Source organism: Enterococcus innesii (genome assembly GCF_022846515.1).
Classification (GTDB): domain Bacteria; phylum Bacillota; class Bacilli; order Lactobacillales; family Enterococcaceae; genus Enterococcus_D; species Enterococcus_D innesii.
The window spans coordinates 2,953,152-2,978,263 of sequence record NZ_AP025635.1; the positions used below are offsets into that span (position 1 = coordinate 2,953,152).

At 41.9% G+C, this 25,112-nt stretch carries 22 protein-coding genes and 1 tRNA gene; 13 read left to right on the plus strand and 10 right to left on the minus strand.

The window, feature by feature from the left end; genetic code table 11:
* Positions 1-98: 98 nt before the first annotated feature.
* The 3 genes from ENLAB_RS13765 to ybaK are packed head-to-tail and all read left to right on the plus strand — an operon-like array spanning position 99 to position 2,568.
* Positions 99-1,268 (plus strand): class I SAM-dependent rRNA methyltransferase, encoded by a 1,170-nt coding sequence (locus tag ENLAB_RS13765; RefSeq protein ID WP_279612829.1) that lies wholly within the window; start codon positions 99-101, stop codon positions 1,266-1,268.
* Positions 1,269-1,273: 5 nt separating this feature from the next.
* Positions 1,274-2,026 carry a type I 3-dehydroquinate dehydratase gene (gene aroD / locus ENLAB_RS13770; protein WP_244351643.1) on the plus strand — a complete coding sequence of 251 codons (753 nt, stop codon included), beginning with the start codon at positions 1,274-1,276 and terminating at the stop codon, positions 2,024-2,026.
* Between the two features lie 50 nt (positions 2,027-2,076).
* On the plus strand, positions 2,077-2,568 hold the full coding sequence (gene ybaK, locus ENLAB_RS13775; RefSeq protein WP_081119499.1) for a Cys-tRNA(Pro) deacylase: 492 nt from the start codon (positions 2,077-2,079) through the stop codon (positions 2,566-2,568).
* A gap of 55 nt (positions 2,569-2,623) precedes the next feature.
* Here ybaK and ENLAB_RS13780 read toward each other — a convergent pair whose 3' ends face one another.
* Both ENLAB_RS13780 and ENLAB_RS13785 read right to left on the minus strand, forming a co-directional pair.
* Positions 2,624-3,661, minus strand: a complete 1,038-nt coding sequence (locus tag ENLAB_RS13780; protein ID WP_081119500.1) for a tagatose 1,6-diphosphate aldolase — start codon at positions 3,659-3,661, stop codon at positions 2,624-2,626.
* 139 nt (positions 3,662-3,800) lie between these two features.
* Positions 3,801-5,063, minus strand: coding sequence for a BaiN/RdsA family NAD(P)/FAD-dependent oxidoreductase (locus tag ENLAB_RS13785; RefSeq protein WP_244351645.1), 1,263 nt, complete (start codon positions 5,061-5,063; stop codon positions 3,801-3,803).
* A gap of 160 nt (positions 5,064-5,223) precedes the next feature.
* Here ENLAB_RS13785 and gdhA point away from each other — a divergent pair, with 160 nt between their 5' ends.
* The 3 genes from gdhA (at position 5,224) to ENLAB_RS13800 (ending at position 8,584) form a co-directional block, all read left to right on the plus strand.
* Complete coding sequence (gene gdhA, locus ENLAB_RS13790; RefSeq protein ID WP_086293007.1) at positions 5,224-6,573, plus strand: NADP-specific glutamate dehydrogenase; 1,350 nt, start codon at positions 5,224-5,226, stop codon at positions 6,571-6,573.
* Positions 6,574-6,675: 102 nt separating this feature from the next.
* Entirely contained in the window at positions 6,676-8,022 is a 1,347-nt protein-coding gene (locus tag ENLAB_RS13795; RefSeq protein WP_005229134.1) for a glucose-6-phosphate isomerase, read from the plus strand.
* A 352-nt stretch (positions 8,023-8,374) separates the two neighbouring features.
* Entirely contained in the window at positions 8,375-8,584 is a 210-nt protein-coding gene (locus tag ENLAB_RS13800; RefSeq protein WP_086292927.1) for a hypothetical protein, read from the plus strand.
* 61 nt (positions 8,585-8,645) lie between these two features.
* Here ENLAB_RS13800 and ENLAB_RS13805 read toward each other — a convergent pair whose 3' ends face one another.
* The 4 genes from ENLAB_RS13805 to ENLAB_RS13820 form a co-directional block, all read right to left on the minus strand.
* Positions 8,646-10,448: a glycerophosphoryl diester phosphodiesterase membrane domain-containing protein gene (locus ENLAB_RS13805; protein WP_077454205.1), complete on the minus strand. Its 1,803-nt coding sequence runs from the start codon at positions 10,446-10,448 to the stop codon at positions 8,646-8,648.
* 171 nt (positions 10,449-10,619) lie between these two features.
* Positions 10,620-11,219, minus strand: a complete 600-nt coding sequence (locus ENLAB_RS13810; RefSeq protein ID WP_077454204.1) for a TVP38/TMEM64 family protein — start codon at positions 11,217-11,219, stop codon at positions 10,620-10,622.
* A 188-nt stretch (positions 11,220-11,407) separates the two neighbouring features.
* The gene (locus ENLAB_RS13815; protein WP_077454203.1) at positions 11,408-11,878 is read right to left on the minus strand and encodes a threonine/serine exporter family protein; all 471 of its coding nucleotides are present in this window, start codon (positions 11,876-11,878) and stop codon (positions 11,408-11,410) included.
* Positions 11,875-12,633 (minus strand): threonine/serine exporter family protein, encoded by a 759-nt coding sequence (locus ENLAB_RS13820; protein ID WP_077454202.1) that lies wholly within the window; start codon positions 12,631-12,633, stop codon positions 11,875-11,877. Before ENLAB_RS13820 ends, ENLAB_RS13815 begins: the two co-directional genes overlap by 4 nt.
* Before the next feature lie 278 nt (positions 12,634-12,911).
* Between ENLAB_RS13820 and ENLAB_RS13825 the strand changes: the two genes are divergently transcribed.
* Both ENLAB_RS13825 and ENLAB_RS13830 read left to right on the plus strand, forming a co-directional pair.
* The gene (locus tag ENLAB_RS13825) at positions 12,912-13,478 is read left to right on the plus strand and encodes a TetR/AcrR family transcriptional regulator (RefSeq protein WP_244351647.1); all 567 of its coding nucleotides are present in this window, start codon (positions 12,912-12,914) and stop codon (positions 13,476-13,478) included.
* 84 nt (positions 13,479-13,562) lie between these two features.
* A tRNA-Ser gene (locus ENLAB_RS13830) sits at positions 13,563-13,650 on the plus strand.
* 205 nt (positions 13,651-13,855) lie between these two features.
* Here ENLAB_RS13830 and ENLAB_RS13835 read toward each other — a convergent pair.
* Complete coding sequence (locus ENLAB_RS13835) at positions 13,856-14,515, minus strand: Ltp family lipoprotein (RefSeq protein WP_244351649.1); 660 nt, start codon at positions 14,513-14,515, stop codon at positions 13,856-13,858.
* Between the two features lie 228 nt (positions 14,516-14,743).
* On the opposite strand from ENLAB_RS13835, the gene ENLAB_RS13840 reads away from it, so the two are divergent.
* The gene (locus ENLAB_RS13840; protein WP_244351651.1) at positions 14,744-14,932 is read left to right on the plus strand and encodes a hypothetical protein; all 189 of its coding nucleotides are present in this window, start codon (positions 14,744-14,746) and stop codon (positions 14,930-14,932) included.
* 59 nt (positions 14,933-14,991) lie between these two features.
* Here ENLAB_RS13840 and ENLAB_RS13845 read toward each other — a convergent pair whose 3' ends face one another.
* A complete protein-coding gene (locus tag ENLAB_RS13845) occupies positions 14,992-15,141 on the minus strand; it encodes a hypothetical protein (protein ID WP_005229155.1) in 150 nt (49 codons plus the stop codon).
* 465 nt (positions 15,142-15,606) lie between these two features.
* Here ENLAB_RS13845 and asnB point away from each other — a divergent pair, with 465 nt between their 5' ends.
* Positions 15,607-17,502, plus strand: coding sequence for an asparagine synthase (glutamine-hydrolyzing) (gene asnB / locus ENLAB_RS13850; protein ID WP_077454264.1), 1,896 nt, complete (start codon positions 15,607-15,609; stop codon positions 17,500-17,502).
* Positions 17,503-17,555: 53 nt separating this feature from the next.
* On the opposite strand, the gene ENLAB_RS13855 is transcribed toward asnB, so the two are convergent.
* Positions 17,556-18,359, minus strand: coding sequence for a Cof-type HAD-IIB family hydrolase (locus ENLAB_RS13855; protein WP_244351653.1), 804 nt, complete (start codon positions 18,357-18,359; stop codon positions 17,556-17,558).
* Between the two features lie 261 nt (positions 18,360-18,620).
* On the opposite strand from ENLAB_RS13855, the gene ENLAB_RS13860 reads away from it, so the two are divergent.
* Together ENLAB_RS13860 and ENLAB_RS13865 are read left to right on the plus strand one after the other, a co-directional pair.
* On the plus strand, positions 18,621-20,060 hold the full coding sequence (locus tag ENLAB_RS13860) for an NCS2 family permease (protein ID WP_244351668.1): 1,440 nt from the start codon (positions 18,621-18,623) through the stop codon (positions 20,058-20,060).
* A 100-nt stretch (positions 20,061-20,160) separates the two neighbouring features.
* A complete protein-coding gene (locus tag ENLAB_RS13865; protein ID WP_005231893.1) occupies positions 20,161-21,366 on the plus strand; it encodes a multidrug efflux MFS transporter in 1,206 nt (401 codons plus the stop codon).
* 47 nt (positions 21,367-21,413) lie between these two features.
* Here ENLAB_RS13865 and ENLAB_RS13870 read toward each other — a convergent pair whose 3' ends face one another.
* Positions 21,414-21,596: a YjzD family protein gene (locus ENLAB_RS13870; protein WP_008377814.1), complete on the minus strand. Its 183-nt coding sequence runs from the start codon at positions 21,594-21,596 to the stop codon at positions 21,414-21,416.
* A gap of 147 nt (positions 21,597-21,743) precedes the next feature.
* Between ENLAB_RS13870 and dnaE the strand changes: the two genes are divergently transcribed.
* Positions 21,744-25,055: a DNA polymerase III subunit alpha gene (dnaE, locus tag ENLAB_RS13875; RefSeq protein ID WP_244351678.1), complete on the plus strand. Its 3,312-nt coding sequence runs from the start codon at positions 21,744-21,746 to the stop codon at positions 25,053-25,055.
* Positions 25,056-25,112 lie beyond the last annotated feature (57 nt).

Consider the following 25,112-nt stretch of genomic DNA (forward strand, 5'->3'; position numbering starts at 1 on the left):
TCATGACGCGGAATTAAGTATTTCTTTACTTTCAAGGATACAGACAATACAGTCGCTTTTTGCTATACTAAAAAGGAGAATGAATGGAGCAGATGAACATGAAAATAAAACTAACGAAGCAAGGGTCAGCGAAGCTTCGCAAAAAGAATCCGTTGATCCAACGAGAAGACCTTCAACAAGCATTCGAGACAAAGGAGTGGGTCACCTTTACTGATCAGGCCAACCAATTTTTAGGTATCGGCTATCTAGGTGAACAAAACAAAGGGATCGGATGGGTCGTATCCTTTGAAGAAACAGTGATCGACCAAGCATTCTTTGCGCAACGCTTTGCAAAAGCAAAAGGCAAGCGTAGTGCGTATTATCAAGATGAACTGACAGATGCGTTTCGTCTTTTTAATGGCGAGGGGGATCAATTGGGGGGACTTACCGTAGATTTGTATGGCGAGTATGTCGTTTTTTCTTGGTACAATGCCACCCTTTATCAACATAAAAAAGCGATCGTGGCGGCTTTTCGTCAAATCTTTCCCGAAATCAAAGGGGCTTATGAAAAAATCCGCTTTGCGTCTGAACTGCCTGAATCAGCATGGGTCTATGGGGAAACGGCGCCTGAACCCTTACTGGTGAAAGAAAATGGCGTCACGTATGCGACGTATTTGAACGAAGGACTAATGACGGGCATCTTTTTGGATCAAAAAGAAGTTCGTGGCCAACTCGTCGATGGTTTGGCAGCTGGCAAGTCTGTTTTAAATATGTTCAGTTATACGGGGGCGTTTTCTGTCGCTGCTGCTGTCGGTGGGGCTACTCAGACCACGAGTGTTGATTTGGCAAAACGCAGTTTGGAAAAGACCCGCGAACAATTTTCAGTTAATGGCATTGATCCAGATACCCAGCGTATCCATGTCATGGATGTCTTCAATTACTTCAATTATGCCCGCAAAAAAGACTTGCGCTTTGATGTGATCGTCTTAGATCCGCCGAGTTTTGCCCGCAACAAGAAAAAAGTCTTCTCGGTTGCAAAAAACTATGGCGATTTAGTCACAGATAGCTTGGAGATTTTAGCGCCGGATGGTTTATTGATCGCCTCAACGAATGCGGCCAATCTGTCCTCGAAGAAGTTTCAAGAAATGATCGAAGCGTCATTAGAGAAAGCACATGTTCCTTATGAATGTATTCAAAGCTATCGTCTACCAGCTGATTTTGCGGTAGATAAGCACTTTCCAGAAGGTAATTATCTGAAAGTATTCTTTTATCAAATGAAAAAGGAGTGAAGGAGATGAGCCGATCAAAACCAGTAACGTTAGATGGGAAAACACCCCTAATTTGTGTCCCATTGATTGGAAAAACCAATGAGGAAATTTTAAAACAAGCCCTTGCTGCTGAGGAATCAGAAGCACAGATCATTGAATGGCGCGTTGACCATTACAAACATGCAGACGATCAACAAGCGGTCTTAGATGCATTGTCTCATATTCGCACGACTTTAAAATCAAAAGAGCTACTTTTTACTTTTCGAACCATAGAAGAAGGGGGCGAGCGGCCGTTCACGTTGACCCAATACAAAGAATTGTGTTTAGCTGCTGCTGATTCAGGCTTGATCGATTGGATCGATGTCGAATTAGAGAAAGCTGAATTTTTAGGTCGCGGCTTTATTCAAGAAATCAAAAAGGCACAGGTAAAGCTGATATTGAGCAATCATGATTTTGAGAAAACGCCAGAAGATGCTGTGTTGATTTTAAAGATCGGCGTAATGAATCAATTTGGTGCCGATGTTGGTAAGTTAGCGATGATGCCCAAGCAAGTCCAAGATGTTTTGCGTTTGATGGGGATCATTACTAAAGCGCGTGGCTTCAACCAACTGCCGTTGGCGATCATGTCGATGGGGGAGCTGGGGAAAATCAGCCGTGTTAGTGGGGCATTGACTGGTTCGGTCTTTACTTTTGCTTCGTTGCAAGGTGCTTCAGCCCCTGGACAAATACCGATCGAACGAATGACCAACTACTTACAAGAATTTTCACTCAATGAGTAAGACCAGCCAAGGCCTTCTCTTAAAAGAAACCAAAACAAAAGAGGGATAAAATGGCGAAGAAGAAACAAAAAACCAATGCGATCCGTCAAGTAGAACAACAGAAAATCGCTTATAACGAATACACCTATGAGTGGTCGGAAGACCATCTCGATGCGCAATCCGTCGCTGCGCAACTAGCACGCCCGCAAGCTATCTACAAAACGCTGGTGGCAGTGGGGAACAAAACAGGACCGCTGGTGGCTGTGATTCCTGGAAATAGAGAAGTGGATCTGAAAAAGTTAGCCAAAGTCAGTGGAAACAAAAAAGTAGAGATGCTGCATCTGAGAGATTTAGAAGAGACGACTGGCTATATTCGCGGCGGCTGTTCGCCGATCGGGATGAAAAAGCTCTTTCCTACTTATATTGATCGTGGGGCGCAGACACTGGAAGAAATCGTGGTTTCTGCAGGAAAGCGCGGGTTGCAGATGGGGCTTGCCCCACAAGCGTTGCAACAATTGACAAGGGCGGTCTTTGCCGATTTGTTGGCAACTGAACACGAATAAAAAATCCCCGTGAACCATCTAGAGATGACGCTCACGGGGATTTTTTTGTGCTGTTTTATTCCATGACCTCAATATCGAAAACCTCGATATTTTCTAAACCACCATAAAAGTCAAACCACGGAGTGGCATATTGTTTTAGAATGGCGTTTAATTCTTCAACATTTTCTTTTCCTTGGGTGTCCAGCCATTCCAATAACGCTTTGGCCCCTTGTTTCCCATAAATTTCGACACTATCGCGCCAAGTTGCTCGACCACCTAAGATTCCTGAGAATTTGGCACCATGTTGACCAGCAAAGGTCAATTCATCGCGAAAGACATTCGCTGGAACTCCCGCACTCAAATAGATGAATGGTCGTGTCGCGGCGTCACTGGCTTCTTTGAAGTAATCGGCGGCTTCTTCTTGCGTATAAACGGCCTCTAAGCCTTCTTTTTGGAAGCCTTCAACTAAGTCGAACTGAACCGGTACTTCGACTTTCAAAATATCGATATGGTAGTGATCTTTCGTCAATTCCTGAATGGTTCGGATGACCTTGCTCGGTTTGATCTTGGCAAAAGCAGGTGATTTGTCATCTGTGATCTCATCATCATAGACGATTGGTTCCACAAATAACGGAATATCGGCCGCCTGCGCCTCCGTACCTAAACGCTCCAAAAACGCATGTTTGGTATCTAAAATCTCTTGCGGTTCATCTGGATTATAATAAACCAAGACTTTCGCAGCATCTGCCCCTTTTTTCACCAGGCGCTGCAACGATTCATTGGGTAAAATCTCAGGCAAACGACCCGGCGTGTTGACATCATACCCTGTTTTTTCATAGGAAAGGATCAAGCCAGCATTGGGATTCTTTGCTTCGATCCCTAAGAAGCCATATTCCTCATCTAACAAAATACTGCTGACATATTTGGTCAATTCTTGGGAAACCAACTGCTTGAACTCATAAATGTGTTCCATCGTAAAGTCATCCGGTCCAGTTGCTGCCTTCATCATTTTTTTCATGGAACCACGTTGGTCGATCGCTAGTGCAGCAATCACACCATCCTCATTTGAAAGTTTTTGCATTCGTTCAAATTTACCTCTTGAAATTCGTTTCATTAAAAAAACCTCCCTCGATCTTGCTATCTTTAGTCTACGCCTACTTTGAGAAAAACCCAACTAATAAGCAAAAAGAGGGGGAGACCCAGGTGTTGACAGCAACGGGCAAGGATATTGCTGCCAACACCTGGGTCATCGATCAATAACTGAAATAACTCGCTGTTTCAGCTGCATTTTTTCCGGAGACATGTCCAGTACAAAACGCTGCTGTAATGTTGAAACCACCTGTATACCCATTGATATCCAGCAATTCACCGGCAAAATACAAGCCATTGATTTTCTTGCTCTCCATGGTTTTTGGATTGATTTCTTTCAGATGGAGCCCGCCGCCCGTCACGAAGGATTTTTCTAATGGGAACGTGCGGACAATGGTGATTGAAAAGCCTTTGATCAAGGAAGCGAGCGCCGCCAACTGTTCTGGTGAGGCTTTTTCAGCAACCAGCTCATGCAGGTCTAGTTGCTGCAAAAAGAAGGTCATCAAGCGCTCAGGCAAAAAGCCAGCTAAAGCATTCGGCAATTGTTTCTTCGAAGCCGCAGACTGAATCAATTCTTGGGTCAAGGCTTCATGAGATTTTGCTGGCAGACAATCCAGAGCAACCGTTACGGGTTGTTGCTTTTTCAATTCTTGATTTACGAAGGAGGAACAGCGCAAAGCAGCTGGACCAGATAATCCAAAGTGGGTAAACAAAAGATCCATCGTATGGGCGACAATAGGCTTTCCTTTTTGATCCAAGACACTCAACGTGATGTCTTGCAAGGAAATGCCTTGCAACGTCCGCTCTTGAATAAAGGATTCTTCTGAAACAAGCGGCGATTCGGTTGGATAAAGCGGCGTAATGGTATGGCCGACTTTTTTTGCCATCTTATAGCCGTCCCCCGTTGCGCCCGTGGAAGGATAGGTGCGGCCTCCTGTCGTCAGAATCACACTAGGGGCAGAGAACTCATCGGTTTCGGTTCGCACACCGCGAATTTGACTGCCGTCATGGATCAACTTTGTGACGACCGTGTTCGTCAACAGGGTGACGTGATGATCGTTGATTGCTTGAAGTAACGCTTCGACGATCGTTTTTGATTTGTTCGTCACAGGGAACATCCTTCCGTGGTCTTCTTCTTTTAAGACGACCCCCAAGTCAGCGAAAAACGCCATTACATCATAGTTATTGAATTGGGAAAACGTGCTATACAAAAATTTGCCGTTTCCCGGAATATGAGCAACTAAATCATCTACCGGCCGATTATTGGTTACATTGCAGCGTCCGCCGCCAGTCATCAATAATTTCTTGCCGATTTTTTTGTTTTTTTCGATTATTAAGACCCTAGCACCTTGTTTGGCAGCAGTGATCGCAGCCATCATGCCGCTCGTACCTGCACCCACAACAATGACATCATAGGTTTTTTCCATTCTTTTCACCTCTTTGGGATTGTAACACATCGGCTACGACTGCTGAAAGGATTGGTCGATTTTTTTCGAATAATAAAAAATTCTGACAATTCTAAAAAAAAGCGTGCAATTTCAGAAAATTTCTTTAAAATAGAAAATATCTTAAAGGAGGTAATGCACTATGACCAAAGCTTCAGCTTACGTGAAAGAAATTCAAGCGAAGATTCACGAGAAAGACCAACACCAACCGGAATTTCTTCAAGCAATTGACGAATTTTTGCCTACGATCGTTCCCTTTTTAGAGGAGCATCCAGAATATATTGAATCAAATATCCTTGCACTCTTAACTGAACCAGAACGTTTTATCCAATTCAGAGTCCCATGGCAAGACGATCAAGGCAACTGGCAAGTAAACCGTGGCTATCGGATTCAATTCAACTCGGCAATGGGGCCTTACAAAGGCGGCTTGCGTTTTCACCCAAGTGTCAACTTGAGTATCTTGAAGTTTTTGGCGTTTGAGCAAATCTTCAAAAACAGCTTGACAGGTCTGCCGATCGGCGGCGGCAAAGGCGGAAGTGATTTTGATCCAAAAGGCAAATCAGATGCCGAAGTGATGCGTTTTTGCCAAAGCTTTATGACGGAGCTGTCAAAACATATCGGACCTGACTTAGATGTTCCTGCTGGCGACATTGGTGTCGGAGGACGGGAAATCGGCTATTTATTTGGTGCCTACAAACGATTGAAACAATACGATGCCGGTATTTTAACTGGTAAGCCATTAGACTTTTGGGGCAGTAAAAACCGCACAGAAGCAACGGGTTATGGTGCTGTTTATTTCGTTAAGCATTTATTGACAGACCTAGGTGAAACCTTTGAAGGCAAAAAAGCGATCGTTTCTGGAAGCGGCAATGTTGCAATTTATGCAATTGAGAAATTGCAAGAATTAGGTGCGATCCCTGTCACCTGTTCTGATTCCTCTGGTTTTATTTATGACAAAGACGGCATTGATCTGGCCTTATTAAAAGAAATCAAAGAAGTGAAGCGCGAACGTCTGACGGCTTATGCGAAAGAACGTCCATCAGCAGAATATCATGAAGGGGCATCTGTCTGGGATTTTGATACACCAGCGGAATTAGCCTTTCCTTGCGCGACCCAAAACGAGATTGATCTCTCACAAGCCAAACGTGCAAAAGCCAATGGTGTTCGGGTCGTTTCTGAAGGCGCGAATATGCCTAGCTCATTAGAAGCAGCAGAATATTTTATTGAAGAAGGAATTTTCTACTGTCCAGGAAAAGCAGCCAATGCTGGCGGCGTAGCCGTTTCTGCGTTAGAAATGAGTCAAAACTCCCAACGACTGCAATGGGAAAAAGCTGAAGTCGATGCCAAATTGGACGATATCATGAAGTCGATCTATGAAGCATGCCGTGATACTGCTGAAACCTTCGATCAAAAAAATAATTTTATGTTAGGTGCGAACGTCGCAGGCTTTGAAAAAGTTGCTAAAGCAATGTTTGCTCAAGGACTTGTCTAAAATCACCCAACAGGCTACCTATCAGGAATTACTTGAAAAAAGTTGGAAAAAAACGTAAAGTAGGTAGTGTATGAAAAACTATTTTTTCAAGGAGGACAAATCATGTCACACATCAAGTTTGACTATTCGAAAGTAGCACCATTCGTAAACGAATACGAATTGAGCTACATGCAAAGTCAAGTTACAGCAGCAGACAAACAATTACGCGAAGGAACAGGTGCTGGTAGCGACTTTCTAGGTTGGATCGACCTTCCTAAAAATTATGACAAAGATGAATTTGCGCGTATCAAAAAAGCGGCTGAAAAAATTCAATCTGATTCTGAAGTACTAGTCGTGATCGGGATCGGCGGATCTTATTTAGGAGCGAAAGCAGCGATTGATTTCTTAAATCATTCTTTCTTTAACTTGTTACCAAATGAAGAACGCAAAGCACCACAAATCTTTTTTGCCGGTAATTCAATTTCTTCAACTTACTTAGCAGATTTGATCGAAATCATTGGTGACCGTGACTTCTCTGTGAATGTGATCTCAAAATCAGGAACTACTACTGAACCAGCGATCGCTTTCCGTGTTTTCAAAGAACGTTTGATTGAAAAATACGGCAAAGAAGAAGCCAACAAACGGATCTACGCAACAACGGATAAAGCGAAAGGTGCAGTAAAAGTTGAAGCAGATGCTGAAAACTGGGAAACTTTTGTGATTCCAGATGACGTCGGCGGCCGTTTCTCTGTATTGACTGCTGTTGGTTTATTGCCAATCGCTGCCAGCGGAGCGGATATCGATGCCTTGATGCAAGGGGCAGCAGATGCTAGCGATGCTTACGCAAGTGACGACCTTGAAAAAAATGAAGCGTATCAATATGCAGCAATGCGTAACATCCTTTATCGCAAAGGCAAAGTAACCGAATTGCTGATCAACTACGAACCAGGCATGCAATACTTCTCAGAATGGTGGAAACAATTATTCGGCGAGTCTGAAGGAAAAGACCAAAAAGGGATCTATCCTTCAAGTGCAAACTTCTCAACAGATTTGCATTCTCTTGGTCAATACATCCAAGAAGGCCGTCGCAATATCTTTGAAACCGTCGTAAAAGTTGAAAAACCACGCAAATCAATCGCGATCCCTACACAAGAAGCCGATCTTGATGGTCTTGGCTACTTAGAAGGAAAAGAAGTTGACTTTGTTAATACGAAAGCTTTTGAAGGAACGTTACTTGCCCATACAGATGGAGATGTACCAAATCTGTTAGTAAAAATCCCTACAATGGATGCTTACACGTTAGGGTACACGATGTACTTCTTTGAGATCGCTGTAGGAATTTCTGGCTACTTAAATGGCGTGAACCCATTTGACCAACCAGGAGTTGAAGCTTACAAGAAAAACATGTTCGCCTTACTTGGCAAACCAGGTTTCGAAGATCTTGCAAAAGAATTGAACGAACGTCTATAATAAGATAAAGAAACGCCTCGAGCCAGTTCTGATCTGCTCAAGGCGTTTTTATTTTATTTAATAACAAATCAGTAATCCAAAAAATCAGCGGTCTTCTTTTAATCCCCAAAGCAACGCAGCAGACAATAGTCCAAAGATACAGGTTTGAATAATTGGCATTTGACTCATCTCCTTTTGATTTTCTTTAGTATAAAATGAATTCTATTCAGTGGCACGAACAAAGCAGTGGGTTTCAACGAACGAAACTGTCATTTCTTGGTGACAAATGCGTGATGAATGGAAATAAACCGTTTTCATTTTGATGCTTTTTTGTTATTATATCTTTAAGAAAGAAAACGGTTGAGGTGAGGATATGGAGAATATTACGATTGGTGAAAAATATGTCTGCCGACCAGTAGGGGCGAGTAAGCCTGTGATCGGTGTGGTGGAAAAACTATACGTAAATACGGCGTTGATCGTCGTTTCAAGTTGTGAAGAAGAAGATCAAGTACAAGTAGAAGCTTGTAATCGTCGGATGATCGTCAGCTTCAATAAAATTTTTACACAAACCAATGTTGCTTAACAAAATAGTAAAAAATGCTGCTCCACGGATTACCGTGAGCAGCATTTTTCTTCGTGTGAGATCAGCCAACACCAATCACAAAGTTCAATAGTTTGTCTGAATAAGTCATGTCTTCTTCCGTCACACTCAACTCTTCATTTAAAATCCCCATTTGGTCGGTAATGATCCCGTCCACACCGTAAAAACGCATCCGGCTGATGGTATCCGCATCGTTGGGGGTCCAAACGAACACTTCCTTGCCGTCAGTCCGAGCAGAAGCGATGAAGTTGCGGTTGATCGTACTGTATTCCATTGTCAGAAAATCGGCACTAGTCAGTGGTGGTCCAACGACATTGAAGGGCATGATGTATCCTGACGTCAATTCAGGTGCTTTATCCTTTAATTCTTCAACAACTGTATAGGAGAGGCTTTGCATAATATGCCCATTTGCAACTAAATCCTCTTGGTATCGTTCTAAGAAGTCATCTACGAGCTGCGCAGTATCTTTTTGCTGAGTTTTGATCTCCACCAGCAGTTTTTGATCCAATTGGTTGGCAAGCGCCAAGTACTCGTCAAAAGTTGGAATACGGGCTGTCTGGTTGTTTTCCGAAACTGTCAGTGATTCGGCATAGCTCAAGGGTAATTGTTCTGGTTTTCCTTTGCCGCCGGTTAGTTGGCGGTAAGAAAAATCATGATAGACAATAAAATGACCATCACTTGTTTGCTGGACGTCCATTTCAACATAATCCGGATGATACTTCTCACTAGTAAAGCGTAGTGCTTCAAGAGAATTTTGGACCCCTTGTCCGTCGCTTACCCCTCGATGGGAGATCGTTACCGGATGAATCGAAGCAGCTGAAGTCAGATAGTTCATATTATATAGACTAACACCGACACCGAAAAGCACCGTCACCAAGGTAAACAAGGAACTTTTTAGACCTAAGAAATGACGCTGGTTCAATGGTTCTTGGTGGAACCATGAAGGAATCTCTGGTAAAAAACCTTCGTCATCCATGAAATCAACGATGATATAAAAAATAGCTACGGTCGATAAAATGACATTCAGTAACAAAATAAACTGTAAGAAAGTCATAATAAAAACAGCACTATACAAGGCATAATTCGGTGCAACAGCTTCGATTACTGCTTGAATCGTGATCAGCAAAGTAAAGCTAAGTGTCGTGATCAATAAGATGCTGCCACTAATAAAAACAAACTGACCAACGATAGCAAAAAAGCGGCGTTTAGTCACTTGAAGGCTTTCTTTGATCGCTTTTCGAAAAGGCAAATCACGCAAAATCATTTCTGGCAAGGCAAAAATCACGCGAATTCCTAAATAGATCAACAAGACATAGATCAAAAGCACTGCTCCGATGATTACGACACGGTTGGCAAAAATGAAATCCATGATAAAGGCAGGGATTTTGATTTTTGCGAGTAAATCCGAATTAAAGCTCAACCCACCGATGGGTAGAATCAGTAAGAAGTAAAAGAGAAAAAATAAAAAGGTCATCGGCCGTAATTTTCGCAACTGCAAAACAGTCATCCGTAACAATTGGCGCAGGCTGATGGGTTGTTTCTTTTTGATAAAATAGACACTCAACAACAAGAATGTAAACTCAAAAAAGACGGCTAATAAGATCAAAAGCAAAATCACTGTTAGTGAAAGCAATACGACAGGATGATCTGTAAAAATACTCCCGATATTGTCGAATGAAAGGTAAGGTAAGCCTCCCCGTCTTAGAACGAATTTGGTGGAAGAAGTTAATATTGGAATTACTAAGAACAACAAGGCACCGTGCATCAATAAGACATCACGGAAGTAGGCGTTGCTGTCTTTCAAAAAATCCCAAGTGTTGATGAAGCTGTTTTTTAAATAATTCATGGTTGTCATCCTAACAATAGTAAGTATTTTTGGTTCTCTGGGTAATAAAGGTAAAGGCGGGAAAAAAGCCGAACAGTTTAGCAGCAAGTTCGTCACAGGCATAGATCCTGTCTCAAACGTAGCTCCTTCACATTCGGCTCAATAAATTGATCGCTTTTCTTACTCTAATTCTTATCCGCCTAACAAACCAGTTAAGAATGTCCCACCATAAATCAATGCCATACTGTACAAGAAAATTGAGGCAGGTTTTGCTAATAAAATAATCAACGTAAACTTCTTAACGGACATGTTGGTCAACCCAGCCATAAGACAAAGGGCATCATCTGGGGCAACCGGTAGAAAGATCGCAAGGGCGAAAAGTTTTTCAAATCGGCTTTGGTTATCTAACCAGCCAATGTATTTATCGTAAGTTTTGTCACTGATCATACTTAAAATGAATGGTTTACCGTATCGTCGGCCAAGCAGGAAAATAATGACAGAACCAATACTGATTCCTACATAGTTATAAACGAATCCTAGGTAAGGACCGAAAATCAAAACACCTGCAGCGCTGGAGACACCACCGGGAATGATTGGGATCACGACTTGCAAGATCTGCAATAGGATAAAGACGATTGGTCCTAAGATAACAGAATTTCCAACTAGACCTCGTAAGGCATTAATGTCTTTGAAAACACCTAGATTGATAAAATAGATCGTTAGTGCGATAGATAAACCTAAGCCAATAATAGAAATCGTATTAATGATACGACGAGAAGTTGCTATGCTCACAGGACTTCATCTCCTTTTTGTTTCATAATCTCACTATACGGGGTGAGACCAGAAAAATCCAGTAAAACAAATGACAAACGTCAAACAGTTTTGTAAGGTATGCCTTTATTATAAGAGAAGTCCGCAAAGAAAACATTGTACCAAAGTCTGAAATAAGAAAAATTTATAGTTTCGGCACGCCATTAGTTTTAGGAGGCTTTTTTATCTGGGTGACGTTTTTTTGTGCGCTTCACTTGCCAACGATTGACGATCTTTTCAACCACACTCGTCATCATGAAGCCTCCGGCGATCGCCCCAGCAGTGATAACCACGATCATCAGATTTTCAAAGCCGACAAAGTTGTCCCCTAAAGCAAATTCTCGAACGGCTTTATAGGCAGGTCCACCCGGTACGAGGGGAACGAGACTAGGAATGTTAAAAATGATCATAGGCATTTTTTTTCTGCGGGAAAAAAAGATGCTGACACAACCGACAGCAAATGCGGCTAAAAAGTTGGCGCTACCTAAACCATAGCCAATCGTTTTTAATGACCAATAGATCATCCAGCCAACGGTTCCGGCAATGCCTGTGGCAACCAAAGCTCTTTTAGGAATATTAGTCAAAATGCCAAAGGTCACGGTGCTTAAAAAGCTGAAGGAAAGGTGAATAAAAATCGTCATGAGATCCCTCCAAATAAGGTGAAGACCGTGGCGATGCCGACACCGATCGCGGCAGCTGTGAAAATGGCTTCAGTACCTCGGGCGGTTCCGCTGATGAGATGGCCCGCCAAGATATCGCGAAAGGAATTGGTGATCGCTACACCAGGAACTAAGGGCATGACGGCACCGATAATCAAATTATCGACGTTTTGTGCGACATGAAGGGAGACCGCTAAGACAGACAAAGTACCGATTAGTAAAGAGGCGCAAAACATATCCAAAAAGCGGATATCGATCACTTTCTTGACCCAATACGCGCATAAAAATCCCAGACAGCCAATAATGAAGGTCGGTAGAAAGTCAAACCAAGCACCGCCAAAAATAATCATTAAGGTACTGCTGACTACACCAGCACTAAGGACCTGCAGCCAGTAGGGAAAACTTGGTGTTGTCGGATTGACCTTTTTTAATGCCTCGTGCAGTTCCGCTAAAGAAATTTTCTTTTCTGCATAAGCACGAGAGAGTCCGTTAACGGCAACGATTTTTTCGAGATTGATGACTCGATCATGGACATTTTCTACTTGCGCATAGTGACTGCTGCGCAAACCCATAAAAAGACCAGTTGCTGTTACATAACTAATGCTACCTTGCTCCCCAGCGTTGGCCGCAATTCGATTCATTGTATCTTCTACTCGATAGACTTCCGAGCCGTTTTCCATCATAATTTTCCCTGCTAATAAGCAGGTCTCCAATAATAGCTCTTTTGATTCAGCCATTTCCAAACCCCTTTTTCAATCGAATTTGCGCACTACATTCTTAGTGTACAATTTCAGCGAGTTTTCAACAAGAAAGAAAAGTAGATTTGAAAAATAACTAGCAACCTCTACGCAGGATTTTTTGTGATAAATGAAAAAAGAGGCACTTCTCTTTATTCGTAAAGATTCATGTTTAATGAACAAAGTGAATAGAAATAAGATAACGGATGGAGTGTTTTATTTTAAAAAAATGAATAACTCGGTTACAATTAAATAAATAAAAAAAGGGGGATTTATTGATGCGAAGGAAGGTCTATACAAGAGAACACATTTTGAAGGCCGCTTATGAACTGATCAATAGAGAAGGTTTTGGCAACTTTACGGCCCGGAATATCGCCAAGCACATGGGAATTTCTACTCAACCAATTTATCTTGAGTTCGAAAATATGCAGGACTTAAAAAATACTTTGGTAGAGGCTGTTTTCAAAGATTTATCGGAAAATGTTTTTCCAGTTGTTCGAACAGGAGACAAACTTGTTGATTTAGGCCTGAATTATATACGCTTCGCGCAAGAGCAGCACAATCTCTACATCGCCCTTTTTATCGACGACTATGGCGGTGGGAAATTGATGCATGATTTTTCATCCACCTATTTCAAATCCTTGATCAAATCAGAAGAAAAATATGCAGATCTACCCGAAGATGCGATAAATGCACTACATAATGGCGCATGGATCGTTGTGACTGGTTTGGCTTCCTTAATGTCGGCGGGTATTATCACACCCACCGATGACCAAATCATCAAAATCATCAACGAGACGATCGAAGGCGTAATCGAAAAGAAAGAAAACTATATTTTCGATTAAAAAATAAAAAATCTGTATCCATTTCTATTTTGGATGCAGATTTTTCTTGACATTTTTTGTGAAACTAGCGAAAATAACTGTTATGGAGAGTTGGCAGAGTGGTAATGCAGCGGACTCGAAATCCGCCGACCCGGTTCATCCCGGCGCGCAGGTTCAAATCCTGTACTCTCCTTATACCAACGCTTTAGAGCGTCTAGCCTATCTTTCGAGATAGGCTTTTTTGTTTGTTACGGACAGAAGAATATAAATAACTGTCGAACTTGATCGATAACCATCTGAAAGGCGATTAACCTACACTCGGTCTAGAAAACAGCATAATTGTTCCGTCAACTTGCCGATATCTTTTTTGCTTGTGGTCCTGCAACAAACGAAAAGAATCAATCGGGCAAACGTGTTAAGGCGTATTCAATTTGTTCAGAAGTAAAGCCTTCATAGGAAAGTTGGTTCGCCACACGCTCATCTGATAAGGATAAATTTTGCGAGTAGCGAAGCGCTCTTTTCAATGCTTGCTCATTCCAATCGGCATTCACGGTGACTACGGCAAAGTCTGCGGCGCTCTCAGAAAAATCTTCATAGAGTAGTTGGCGTTTTAAACGTGATTGAGAAAACGCGCTGCTGGATAAGTATCTTTCTGCACGATTCAGTGCATTTCTTTCTTCACGAGAAAGTTGAGGTGTATGTTGCTCGTTGTTTGCGGGTTCTTCTTGTTGCGCGCTACTTGCTTCGTTATTGCCAGCTGTTTGTTCTCCTTGTGGTTGTTCCATGGAAGCAGCGGCATCGACAAAGGATTCATTTTTTCTTGCTTCGTTACGTAATGAAGGGCTTACTTGCGCAGTGATGCTATCGAAAGACGTCACATCTTGGTAGAAGGACAAGCCACCATACGAAAACAAAACAATAAAAGCGGAAGCGACAATGAGAAAAACATTTCGATCTCGTTTGTTTTTTTGAGTTATCAACCCAATATAAAATAAGATAATGCCAAAAATGAAACCAATCAAACCGATAAAAAACAAACCAGCGAAAAATGTAGCCATAAGCATCCCCCCTAATAAAACAGTTTCCTAAAGTTAATAGTACTATGTCTGGAATCAGAAAACAGATTTGTCTTTTCATGAACAGAGGAAAAGAATGATTTGACAACTGTAACGTGTATGCTATTAATGGATCATTTATATGTATTAAAGAAGTGACGCTCAAGAATTACTGGTGAAATTGCTAGTAAACGAAATGAAAGTACAGTTGTATCAGTAGGAGGGAAGAAGATGGATTTTGAAGAAAAAGATTACTTTATGCGTTACACAAAAATTGCGGCACAGGGATTGAGCAAATTTATGACACAAGGATCTGTTGATGAAATATTACAGCTAGATGAACAGCAAAGCGGTCAAAAGCAAGAAACGGATACTGAAAAAGATAAGAGCGAGCCAAAAAACAAGAAAGCACCTAGCTAATTATTTCCTTAGCGAGGTGCTTTCAGTACGAATCGGTATCCTTCATTTGGATGAACTCCTTATGCAGTTTTTTTCAATTCTTGTACAGCTTGCTCGATCGTAATTCCAGTCGCAAAATGATTCGCATCTTTTTTATCGAAAACGATAAATAAATTCAATTTGGTATCCAGAGTTACACGATATTGTAGATCTGTGTTATAGAATGTCATAGTCATTCTCCTTTCTTAAAACTTGTCATTGAAAGGCAACGGTTAGTTGATAACGAAATTCCATAGTTAGAATAACACTTTTTTTCACAATAGTCCAATAAAACTATCAAACGAAAAAATCTGACTGATTATTTTCAGGAAATCAATGCTGAGAATGGAAGCAAAAGAAGTTTGCTGGAGTCAGTAAATTCGGGAAAAGTATCTTTGTATATTTTCAGAAAAATAGAATTCATAAAAAATTTCTTAAGAATTTTGAGGATAGCTATTTTCTTAGATAACAAATTTGTAAGATTGAGAGTATGAGATGATTGGAAACCTTGATATCATAAGGTTTATCTTCAAATTGTGTTTTGTGCAAAAATATATTGATTGTATTTTTTTGAAAAAGAGATCGTATCTCTTGAATTCTATGGTATGATTTACTTTAGAAAAATGAAAATGGATTATGAAAACGGATGTGAAAATATGTGCGGAATTGTCGGCTTTGTCAATTCAAAAGATCAAAAAGAAATCATTATTGAACGCATGATGGACCGGATCGTTCATCGCGGACCAAACAGTTCAGGGAAATTTACCGACGACCGAGTGGCATTAGGGTTTCGTCGTTTATCGATCATCGACTTAGAAGGTGGCTCACAACCAATTTTTAATGAGGATCAAACAAAAGTAATCATTTTTAATGGTGAAATTTACAACTTTCAAGTATTGCGGGAGGAATTGATCCAAGCAGGTCATGTCTTTTCTACCCATGCGGATACCGAAGTAGTCTTACATGGCTATGAAGAGTGGGGCATTGATGTGTTGCAGCGCCTGCGGGGAATGTTTGCTTTTGCCATCTGGGATACTCAAAAACAAGAGCTTTTCGGCGCGCGGGATCACTTTGGCATCAAACCGTATTACTATGCGCAAATGAACGGCAGTTTCCTGTTTGGCTCTGAGATCAAAAGCTTTTTGCCTCATCCAGATTTCAAGAAAGAATTAAACCAGGAGGCGTTGAAACCTTATTTGACCTTCCAATACTCGCCTTTGAACGGAGAAACCTTCTTTAAAGGCGTTCATCGTTTGCAAGAAGGGCATTATTATTTGTTTAATGAACAAGGATTGACGATCAAGCAGTATTGGGATGCAGATTTTTCAGTGAAAGAAAATCATTCAAGAGAAGAATGGGTCGACAAAATCGATCAAGCAGTCCAAGAATCGATTGCCGCTCATCAAATCAGTGATGTTGAAGTCGGCTCATTTTTATCCAGTGGTGTCGATTCAAGTTATGTGGCCTCGGTCTTGCGACCAGATCGCTCGTTTTCAATCGGATTCGATGACAAAACCTATAACGAAGCGATCGAAGCCCGCAAATTGACGGAAAAACTCGGTTTGAACAACACAGCAGCGGTCATCGATGGTGAAATGTCCTTTGAGGCATTTCCGCTGATTCAGTATCACTTGGACGAACCGGATTCTAACCCAAGCTGTGTCCCTTTGTACTTTTTAGCCAACCTAGCAGCACAGCAAGTGCGGGTCGTTCAATCTGGGGAAGGGGCAGATGAATTATTTGCTGGTTATGCTGCCTATGGCTTCCACACAAACTCTAAAGCGGTTCGCGTTTTTGCCCAAGGCTTGAAAAAACTGCCGCAAAACATCCGCTTTCGTTTAGGGCGTCAAATCGGCAAAATGAAAAACTTCCATGGTCGAATTCATCTTTATGAAGCAACGGCACCTGCCCAAGACTTCTTTATCGGGCAAGCCCTGGTCTTTGAAGAAGAGGAAGCACTACAGCTTTTAAAACCAACGTATCAAAAAGGACCCTCTGTTGCTGAAATCGTTGCGCCTCATTATGAGAAAGTCAATGGTCTCAAAGACGAGGTCAATAAGATGCAATATTTGGATCTTCATCAGTGGATGCCGAAGGATATCTTGTTAAAAGCAGACAAAATGTCCATGGCGAGTTCCTTGGAATTACGGGTTCCTTTATTGGATATCGAGATGCAAAAGTTGGCGCAAACGATCCCGACGAAATATTTGATCAATCAAAACAACACGAAAGATGTGTTCCGACAAGCGTCAAACCGTCATTTGCCAAAAGAATGGGCAAACCGTGAAAAACTAGGCTTTCCTGTACCTATCAAGGCATGGCTGAAAGAAGGAACCGGGTATGAAGCAGTCAAAGCACTTTTTGAGTCAGACTTTGCGGCAACCTTCTTCGATCAAACAGCGATTTTGCAAATGCTAGAAGACCATCGCCAAGGAAAACCGAATCTTCAACGAAAAATCTGGACGATCTTTACGTTCTTGACCTGGTACAAAGTGTTCTTTATTGATGAATCGATTCCCGAAGCCAAAGAAATCGTTTATGAAACACTTTGATTTGAATATGGAAGCAAAAAAAAGCTGATGCGGATATCCCGCATCGGCTTTTTTTATAGACCTAAATATTTTTCCAAGTAATCGACCATGCCATCTTCCGCATTGGTTTTGTCGGTAACATCATTGGCGATTGATTTTAATTGCTGCGTGCCATTCGCCATGGCAACGCCCCAACCCGCATAATCCAGCATCTCCAAATCGTTGTGTTCATCACCAAAAGCGATGATATCTTGCCGATCCAAAGACAAAGCATCCGCGATCACCGAAAGACCAAGTGCTTTATGGACTCCTTTTGGTACGATCTCTAAGATGGCTTGAGGTCCGCCCCATGTTCGAACATCGACTGCATCGTCAAATTGATCCTTGATACGTAAAGAAACAGATTCTGCTAATTCATTTTCGGTTTTCACCAGTAATGAAGTGGGATCCGTTTTTAAATTTGCTAATAGATTTTTTTCGGAAGCATTGCCCGAAAAGAAAAAGTGTTGATCAAATCCGCTTAGGTCATCGATGAAAAAGGTTTCGCGATTTTCTGCTGCCACAAACGTCAGCCCCAGCTGCTCTTTTTGTGCCATGAGCTCAAACGCAATTTCTCGAGAGATCGAATGCTCCATTTCATTTGCCCATACTTGTCGAGGTTTATGGACCAACCCACCGTTAAAATTGACCATTGGTGTTGTGAGCGCCAATTCTTTATAGAATTGATCGCTCATCCGAAAAGGTCTTCCGGTAGCGATGGTAACAAAGTGTCCCGCTTTGGTGGCGCGAACCAGTACCTCACGTGTGCGAGGGGAAAGTTGGGATTCAGTATTTAAGGTTGTGCCATCTAAATCAATGGCGATGATTTTTGGTTTCAAAAGACTCGCTCCATTCTCTTATACTAGTGGCTTAAGTGTAACATATTTCTGTCATTTCACAATACAAGTAAGTTTTCGATAAGTTTTCATAATATTTACAAAGTAAAACACGAACATTAAACGTTTTTGGTTCGTTTTATTCGGAAAAAGGTTTGAAAAGCGAAAATTATTCCCTTATAATTTGTAATTGTTCGATGAAAAGCGTAATTATTCATTTTTTCTTTTCATAGAAACGATTAAAGTTCAGGAGTGAAACATAACATGGAAAAGTTTTTCAAATTAAAGGAGAATAAAACGACGGTTTCAACAGAAGTAATGGCCGGGGTCACCACCTTCTTCGCGATGAGTTATATTTTGTTTGTGAATCCGACGATTTTATCTGCTGCAGGCATGCCGTTTCAAGCTGTTTTCTTAGCAACGATCATCGCTTCAGTGATTGGTACCCTGATCATGGGCTTATTTGCAAATGTGCCTTATGCGCAAGCGCCTGGAATGGGACTTAATGCATTCTTCACCTTTACCGTTGTTTTTGGTTTGGGCTATTCGTGGCAGCAAGCATTAGCGATGGTTTTCATCTGCGGCTTGATCAACATTTTTATCACGGTCACTCGAATCAGAAAAATGATCATCCATGCGATTCCAGAAAGCATGCAGCACGCAATCGGTGGCGGGATCGGGATCTTTGTGGCTTATGTAGGGATCAAAAATGCCAACTTGCTAAACTTCAGTGCAGACACTGCCGCAGTGACTGGTTCAGTTGTTGACGGTGAGACGATCGTGAGTGCCAATTTTAATGGGGGGATCGTCCCAGCTTTGGCGAATTTCAATAATGCACCTGTTTTGTTAGCAGTGATTGGTTTAGTAATCACTACTTTGTTAGTAGTGAAAAATGTTCGTGGGGCAATTATTTTTGGTATTTTAGGAACGACGATCATCGGTATTTTGATGGGTGTGGTGGATTTAAGTGCCATTGATTGGCACGGAAATTCATTAGGTAGCTCGATCAGCGAACTAGGCATCACCTTTGGGGCTGCGTTTGGCTCTGAAGGAATGGGCTCATTATTCAGTGATTCTGCCAAAATCCCTCAAGTAATCATGACGATTTTGGCGTTTAGTTTATCAGATGTCTTTGATACGATCGGTACCTTTATCGGGACTGGACGTCGTACAGGGATCTTTTCGAAAAAAGATGAAGAAGCGGTTGAAAATAGTAACGGGTTGAATACGAAGATGGATAAGGCTCTTTTTGCAGATGCCGTAGCCACTTCTGTAGGGGCCATCGTAGGGACCTCAAATACAACGACTTATGTGGAATCAGCAGCTGGCATCGGTGCTGGTGGACGCACGGGCTTGACTTCCGTTGTGGTGGCAGCACTCTTTGCGATCAGCAGTATCTTTTCTCCACTGATCTCAATCGTTCCCGCACAAGCGACAGCACCGGCGTTGATCTTAGTTGGGGTAATGATGATGGCTTCTTTTGCAGACATCAAGTGGACTGATCTAGAAGAAGCAGTTCCCGCTTTCTTCGCGTCTATTTTTATGGGCTTGTCTTACAGTATTTCCAACGGGATCGCTGTTGGCTTCATTTTCTATGCCTTAGTGAAAGTAGTGAAAGGAAAAGCCAACGAAGTGTCTCCGATCATCTGGGTCGTCAATGCGTTGTTTATCCTAAACTTTGTCATTTTGGCTTTGATCAGTTAAGTTTAATGAAGAAAATCTTTCTGTATTTTAAATGCAGAAAGATTTTTTATTTGATTATTACTCACGATACGGTATAGTATTTGTGAAAGAAGGTTTGTAAATGAAGATTGATTGGAAACGAAATCTACTGATTTCATGGGTAGGTTGTTTTTTTACGGGTGCCAGTTTTAGTCTTGTCATGCCATTCATTCCCTTATATATAGAAGAGTTAGGCGCTCCAGAGAGTCAAATTGAGTTGTTTTCTGGATTAGCAATCTCAGTAACGGCGTTTGCGGCGGCTATCATTGCTCCAGTATGGGGAAATCTAGCAGATCAAAAAGGTCGTCGTTTAATGATGATTCGCGCGGCTGCGGGGATGACAGTGACGATGGGTTCTTTGGCTTTTGTACCGAATGTCTATTGGTTATTGATCATGCGTTTCTTTACCGGAATTTTATCGGGGTATATTCCAAATGCGACTGCGTTGATCGCTTCGCAGGCGCCTCGAGAAAAAAGCGGTTGGGCGCTTGGGACATTGGCTACAGGAGCCATCGCAGGGAATTTGATTGGTCCTTCCATGGGTGGGGCGTTGGCGCAATGGTTTGGCATGAAAAATGTTTTTATCATTACTGGTGTTGTGCTGCTAATTACGCTCTTGCTTACGATTTTTCTCGTTCAAGAAGATTTTGAGCCGGTTGAAAAGGGCGATTTGCTGTCCATCAAAGAAATTTTTGGTCAAATCAAAAATATGCAGTTGCTTGTCGGTTTGTTTATTACGTCACTGATTTTACAGCTAGGTGTAACGAGTATCAGCCCGATCCTTACATTGTATATTCGTGATCTAAGCGGGAACAGTGGCAATATTTTGTTTGTCAGCGGATTGATCGTCTCTGTTGCTGGTGTTTCGGCAATCATCTCTTCGCCATTTTTAGGCAAAATCGGTGATCGTTACGGCAATCACAAGGTATTGTTAGGCGGTTTATTGCTATCATTTTTCTGTTTCATTCCGATGGGCTTTGTTTCTACTCCGTTTCAATTAGGCGTGTTGCGCTTCTTGCTTGGTTTTTCTACCGGTGCCTTGATGCCGTCCATCAATACACTGATCAGCAAGATCACCCCGATGGAAGGGGTCAGCCGCATCTACAGCTACAACCAAATGTTCTCTAACTTTGGGCAAGTGTTAGGTCCGATGGTCGGCTCAACGGTAGCAGCTGGTTTTGGTTATCCCGCTGTCTTTTGGGTAACTAGTGGGTTTGTACTGATCAATATTTTTATCTCAGGATTTAATTTCCGTAAAAGCTTGCGCAAAACGGACATCAGTGAATAGTTGAAAAGAAAAAAAAACCAGTTACAATAAAGGTAACTGGTTTTTTTTTAATGGCTTGTCTTTTCAGGCGCTGGTGCGATAATACCAACAAGAATGATCACCACACCTGTGACCAAAGAGATGATTGAAGTTAATTGAAAATCATAAGTTGCTCCAGCAAGTGAGCTGCCTAGATAGCCAACGACTTGACCTAATACAAAAGTCCAAAATAAAGTGACTAGGTAACGCATGACGACACCTCTTTTCTGCGTATCTTCCATTTCGACTTTAGTTTATCACAAAAATATTTATTGTAAAGATTTTCACTTTTTCATTTTGTTTTTCAAATCTATTTACTAGCAGAAAGAAAGAGAATTTTCATTTTTGGAGGGATTTCAATGTATTCACAGCTCACCACCTTAAGCGCCTATTCGTTGCTGCAAAGTACGATCAAAATTCCTCACTATATAGAGCAAGCCAAAAAGATGGGCTATCAGACATTGGGTCTGACCGATCATAATGTTCTCTATGGCGCGGTCGAGTTTTATCAACAATGCCTAGCACAGGGCATCAAGCCGATTTTTGGCGCTTTGTTCGACTGTACCTTCGGAGAGGAATCAATGTCCTTTCCATTGTACGTATTTGCAAAAAACCTCAAGGGCTATCAAACCTTGATGCGTTTATCAAGTGAAAAAATGATCACCGAGCAGTTGAATTTAGCTGCTTGTGATTCTTTGCAGGATCTCTTTGGTTTGCTGCCTGAAGGCGAAGGCTTTTTGCCGTCTCAGCACGATGATTTAGAAGCTAATCAAAAAGTACTGCAAGCAATCAGCCATAAATTTGATTCTGAGAGCTTGTTTTTAGGCATTACTAGCAAGGGGCTAGATTCAGAAACGATCGCTTGGTTTAACGAGCAAAACATTGCACCATGTGCGTATCAACCAATCGCGGCTTTAGCACAAGAAGAAGCCTTTGCAGTCAAAGTGATGACCCATATCAAAGAGGGCTCGCAAATTGAAGACTTTCGTCAGGCAAAAGAGCAAGCGACTACGCAGTTTTTTTTACAACCGGCAGACCAATTGACTGCGGCATTTGGCGAAGCGCCGCAGGCATTGATGAATAATCAGCGGATTGCAGCTGAATGCGCCGTCGAGCTGCCACTGCATCAGCGGCTATTGCCTCATTACCCGTTACCAGCAGAAGAAAATGCTGCAGACTATTTGCGGAAAATTTGTTTTGAACGTCTGCCTCAACGTGTTGCCCACGTTACATCGGCGTACGAACAGCGTTTGGATTATGAGTTGTCTGTCATCCATAAGATGGGCTTTGATGATTACTTCTTGATTATTTGGGACGTCATGGACTTTGCCCACCAACAAGAAATTGTTACCGGAGCTGGACGGGGATCTGCTGCCGGAGCACTGGTGGCGTATGTTTTATCGATCACCGACGTGGATCCAATCAAATACGATCTTTTGTTTGAACGATTCTTGAATCCAGAACGTTACACGATGCCTGATATCGATTTAGACATTCCTGACAATCGCAGAGATGAGATTTTACAATATGTGCGCCAAAAATACGGGCAAGAATATATGGCACAGATCGCCACGTTTGGCACCATGGCGGCCAAAATGGTTCTGCGAGATGTTTCTCGTGTCTTTGGTCTTTCGCAAAGTGAAGCCAATCGCTGGTCAAAATCCATCCCCAATGCCTTGAAAATGACCTTAGATCTTGCTTATGAACAATCCAATCAGCTGCGAGAATTGGTGTCGTTTAATGAGCGCAACCAAGTAATGTTTCAAGTCGCCAAAATTTTAGAAGGCTTGCCACGTCACGTATCGACTCATGCCGCTGGTGTGGTGATCAGTGACAAGAATTTACTTGATCTGGTTCCCTTGCAAGAAGGCAGCGATGGGATTTGGCTGACCCAATTTACCATGAATGACGTAGAAGCCATCGGCCTATTGAAGATGGATTTTTTAGGCTTGAGAAACTTGTCGATCATTGATAATACCTTGAAAGGTATCAAACGAATCAGCCAACAAATTGTAACCCAAAAAGAGATTCCTCTTGATGATCCAGCAACATTGCGCTTGTTTCAAAAAGGTGAGACCGCAGGGATCTTCCAATTTGAATCAGCGGGGATACGCAATGTGCTGCGTAAGTTAGGACCAGAAAGCATCGAGGATATTGCCGCAGTCAATGCCTTGTATCGTCCGGGACCGATGCAAAATATTGATACTTTTATCAAGCGGAAAAAAGGTCAAGAGCGGGTCTCTTATCCGGATGACAGCTTGATTCCAATCTTGCAAAACACCTACGGAATCATTGTTTACCAAGAACAGATCATGCAAGTAGCTTCCAAAATGGCTGGTTTCAGCTTAGGACAAGCAGATATTTTGCGGCGAGCAATCAGTAAAAAGAAAAAAGACGTCTTGGATGAGGAACGTCGTCATTTTGTGCAAGGCGCCTTAGCCAATCATTATGACGAAAAGACCGCCAATTTGGTCTATGACTATATTGAACGCTTCGCCAACTATGGGTTTAATCGATCCCATGCGTTTGCCTATTCCTTTATCGGCTTTCAAATGGCCTATCTGAAGGTACACTATCCGGCACCATTTTTTGCGTCGATCCTACATTCGGTACGCAACACTGCCAGCAAAATGAAAGAATACTTAAATGAAGCCGCACGTTACGGCGTAGAAGTGCTGCCACCATCGATCAATACCAGTGGGTTTAGTTTTCAACTGCAAAACGAGAAACAAATCCGTTTTGGGTTCAGCAGTATCAAAGGGATTCGGCGCGACATGATCCAAGACATTTTGGCAGAACGAAAAGAGCATGGCAATTTCACGTCTATGGATCAATTTTTGCTTCGCTTGAATCAGCGGAACAGCAAATGGTTAAAATTGGATTATTTATTGCCGCTTTTGAGTATTGGCGTATTCGATGTGATTGCCCCCAATCGAAAACAAGCACTGATCCAGCTAGAAGGAAAGATCCAAAATATTACTTATAGTGGCGGCAGTTTGGATCTTTTAGAAACTATGGCATTAAAAGAAGAAGCAGTTACCGATTACAAACTGGAAGAAAAACTGGCTTTGGAAGAAGAATACTTAGGTGTTTATTTGTCTGGTCATCCCGTGGAACAGTTTCAAAAATTGCACCAATTGAAACAAATCACGGATATTGCTGATCTAGTTCCAAACGAACGAGTGCGTATTCTTTTGTATGTCCGAAAGATTCGGGAAATTCGTACAAAAAAAGGCGAACAAATGGCGTTTGTTGAAGGAACGGATGCCAGCAAGGAAGTTTCAGTAACGATTTTTCCCATCGTTTATCGACAAGTGCGTTCCTTGATCGAAGAAAATGCTGTTCTTTATATTGAAGGAAAGGTCGAGGTAAGTCGTTACAATGGTGAAATCCAACTCATTGCTGATAAAATAGACTTAGCAGAAAACGTTCAGAACAAAATTGCGTCACAAACTTGCTACTTAAAGATTTCTGCTGCAGCTGAAACGTCGCACCTGCAAGCATTGTCGAAGGAAATGAAGCAGCATCACGGAAATATTCCAGTGGTGATGTTCTATGAAAGCAGTGGCAAGAAAGTGTTGTTAGCAGAAGAAAACTGGGTAACGGATGAGCCAGACTTTGTCACACAACTGAAGGCATTATTAGGAAATGGAAATGTAATTTTCAAGTAATTTTCCGAAAACGGCAATTCAACTTACACTTTTTTCAACTTTTTCCCACTATTTCAA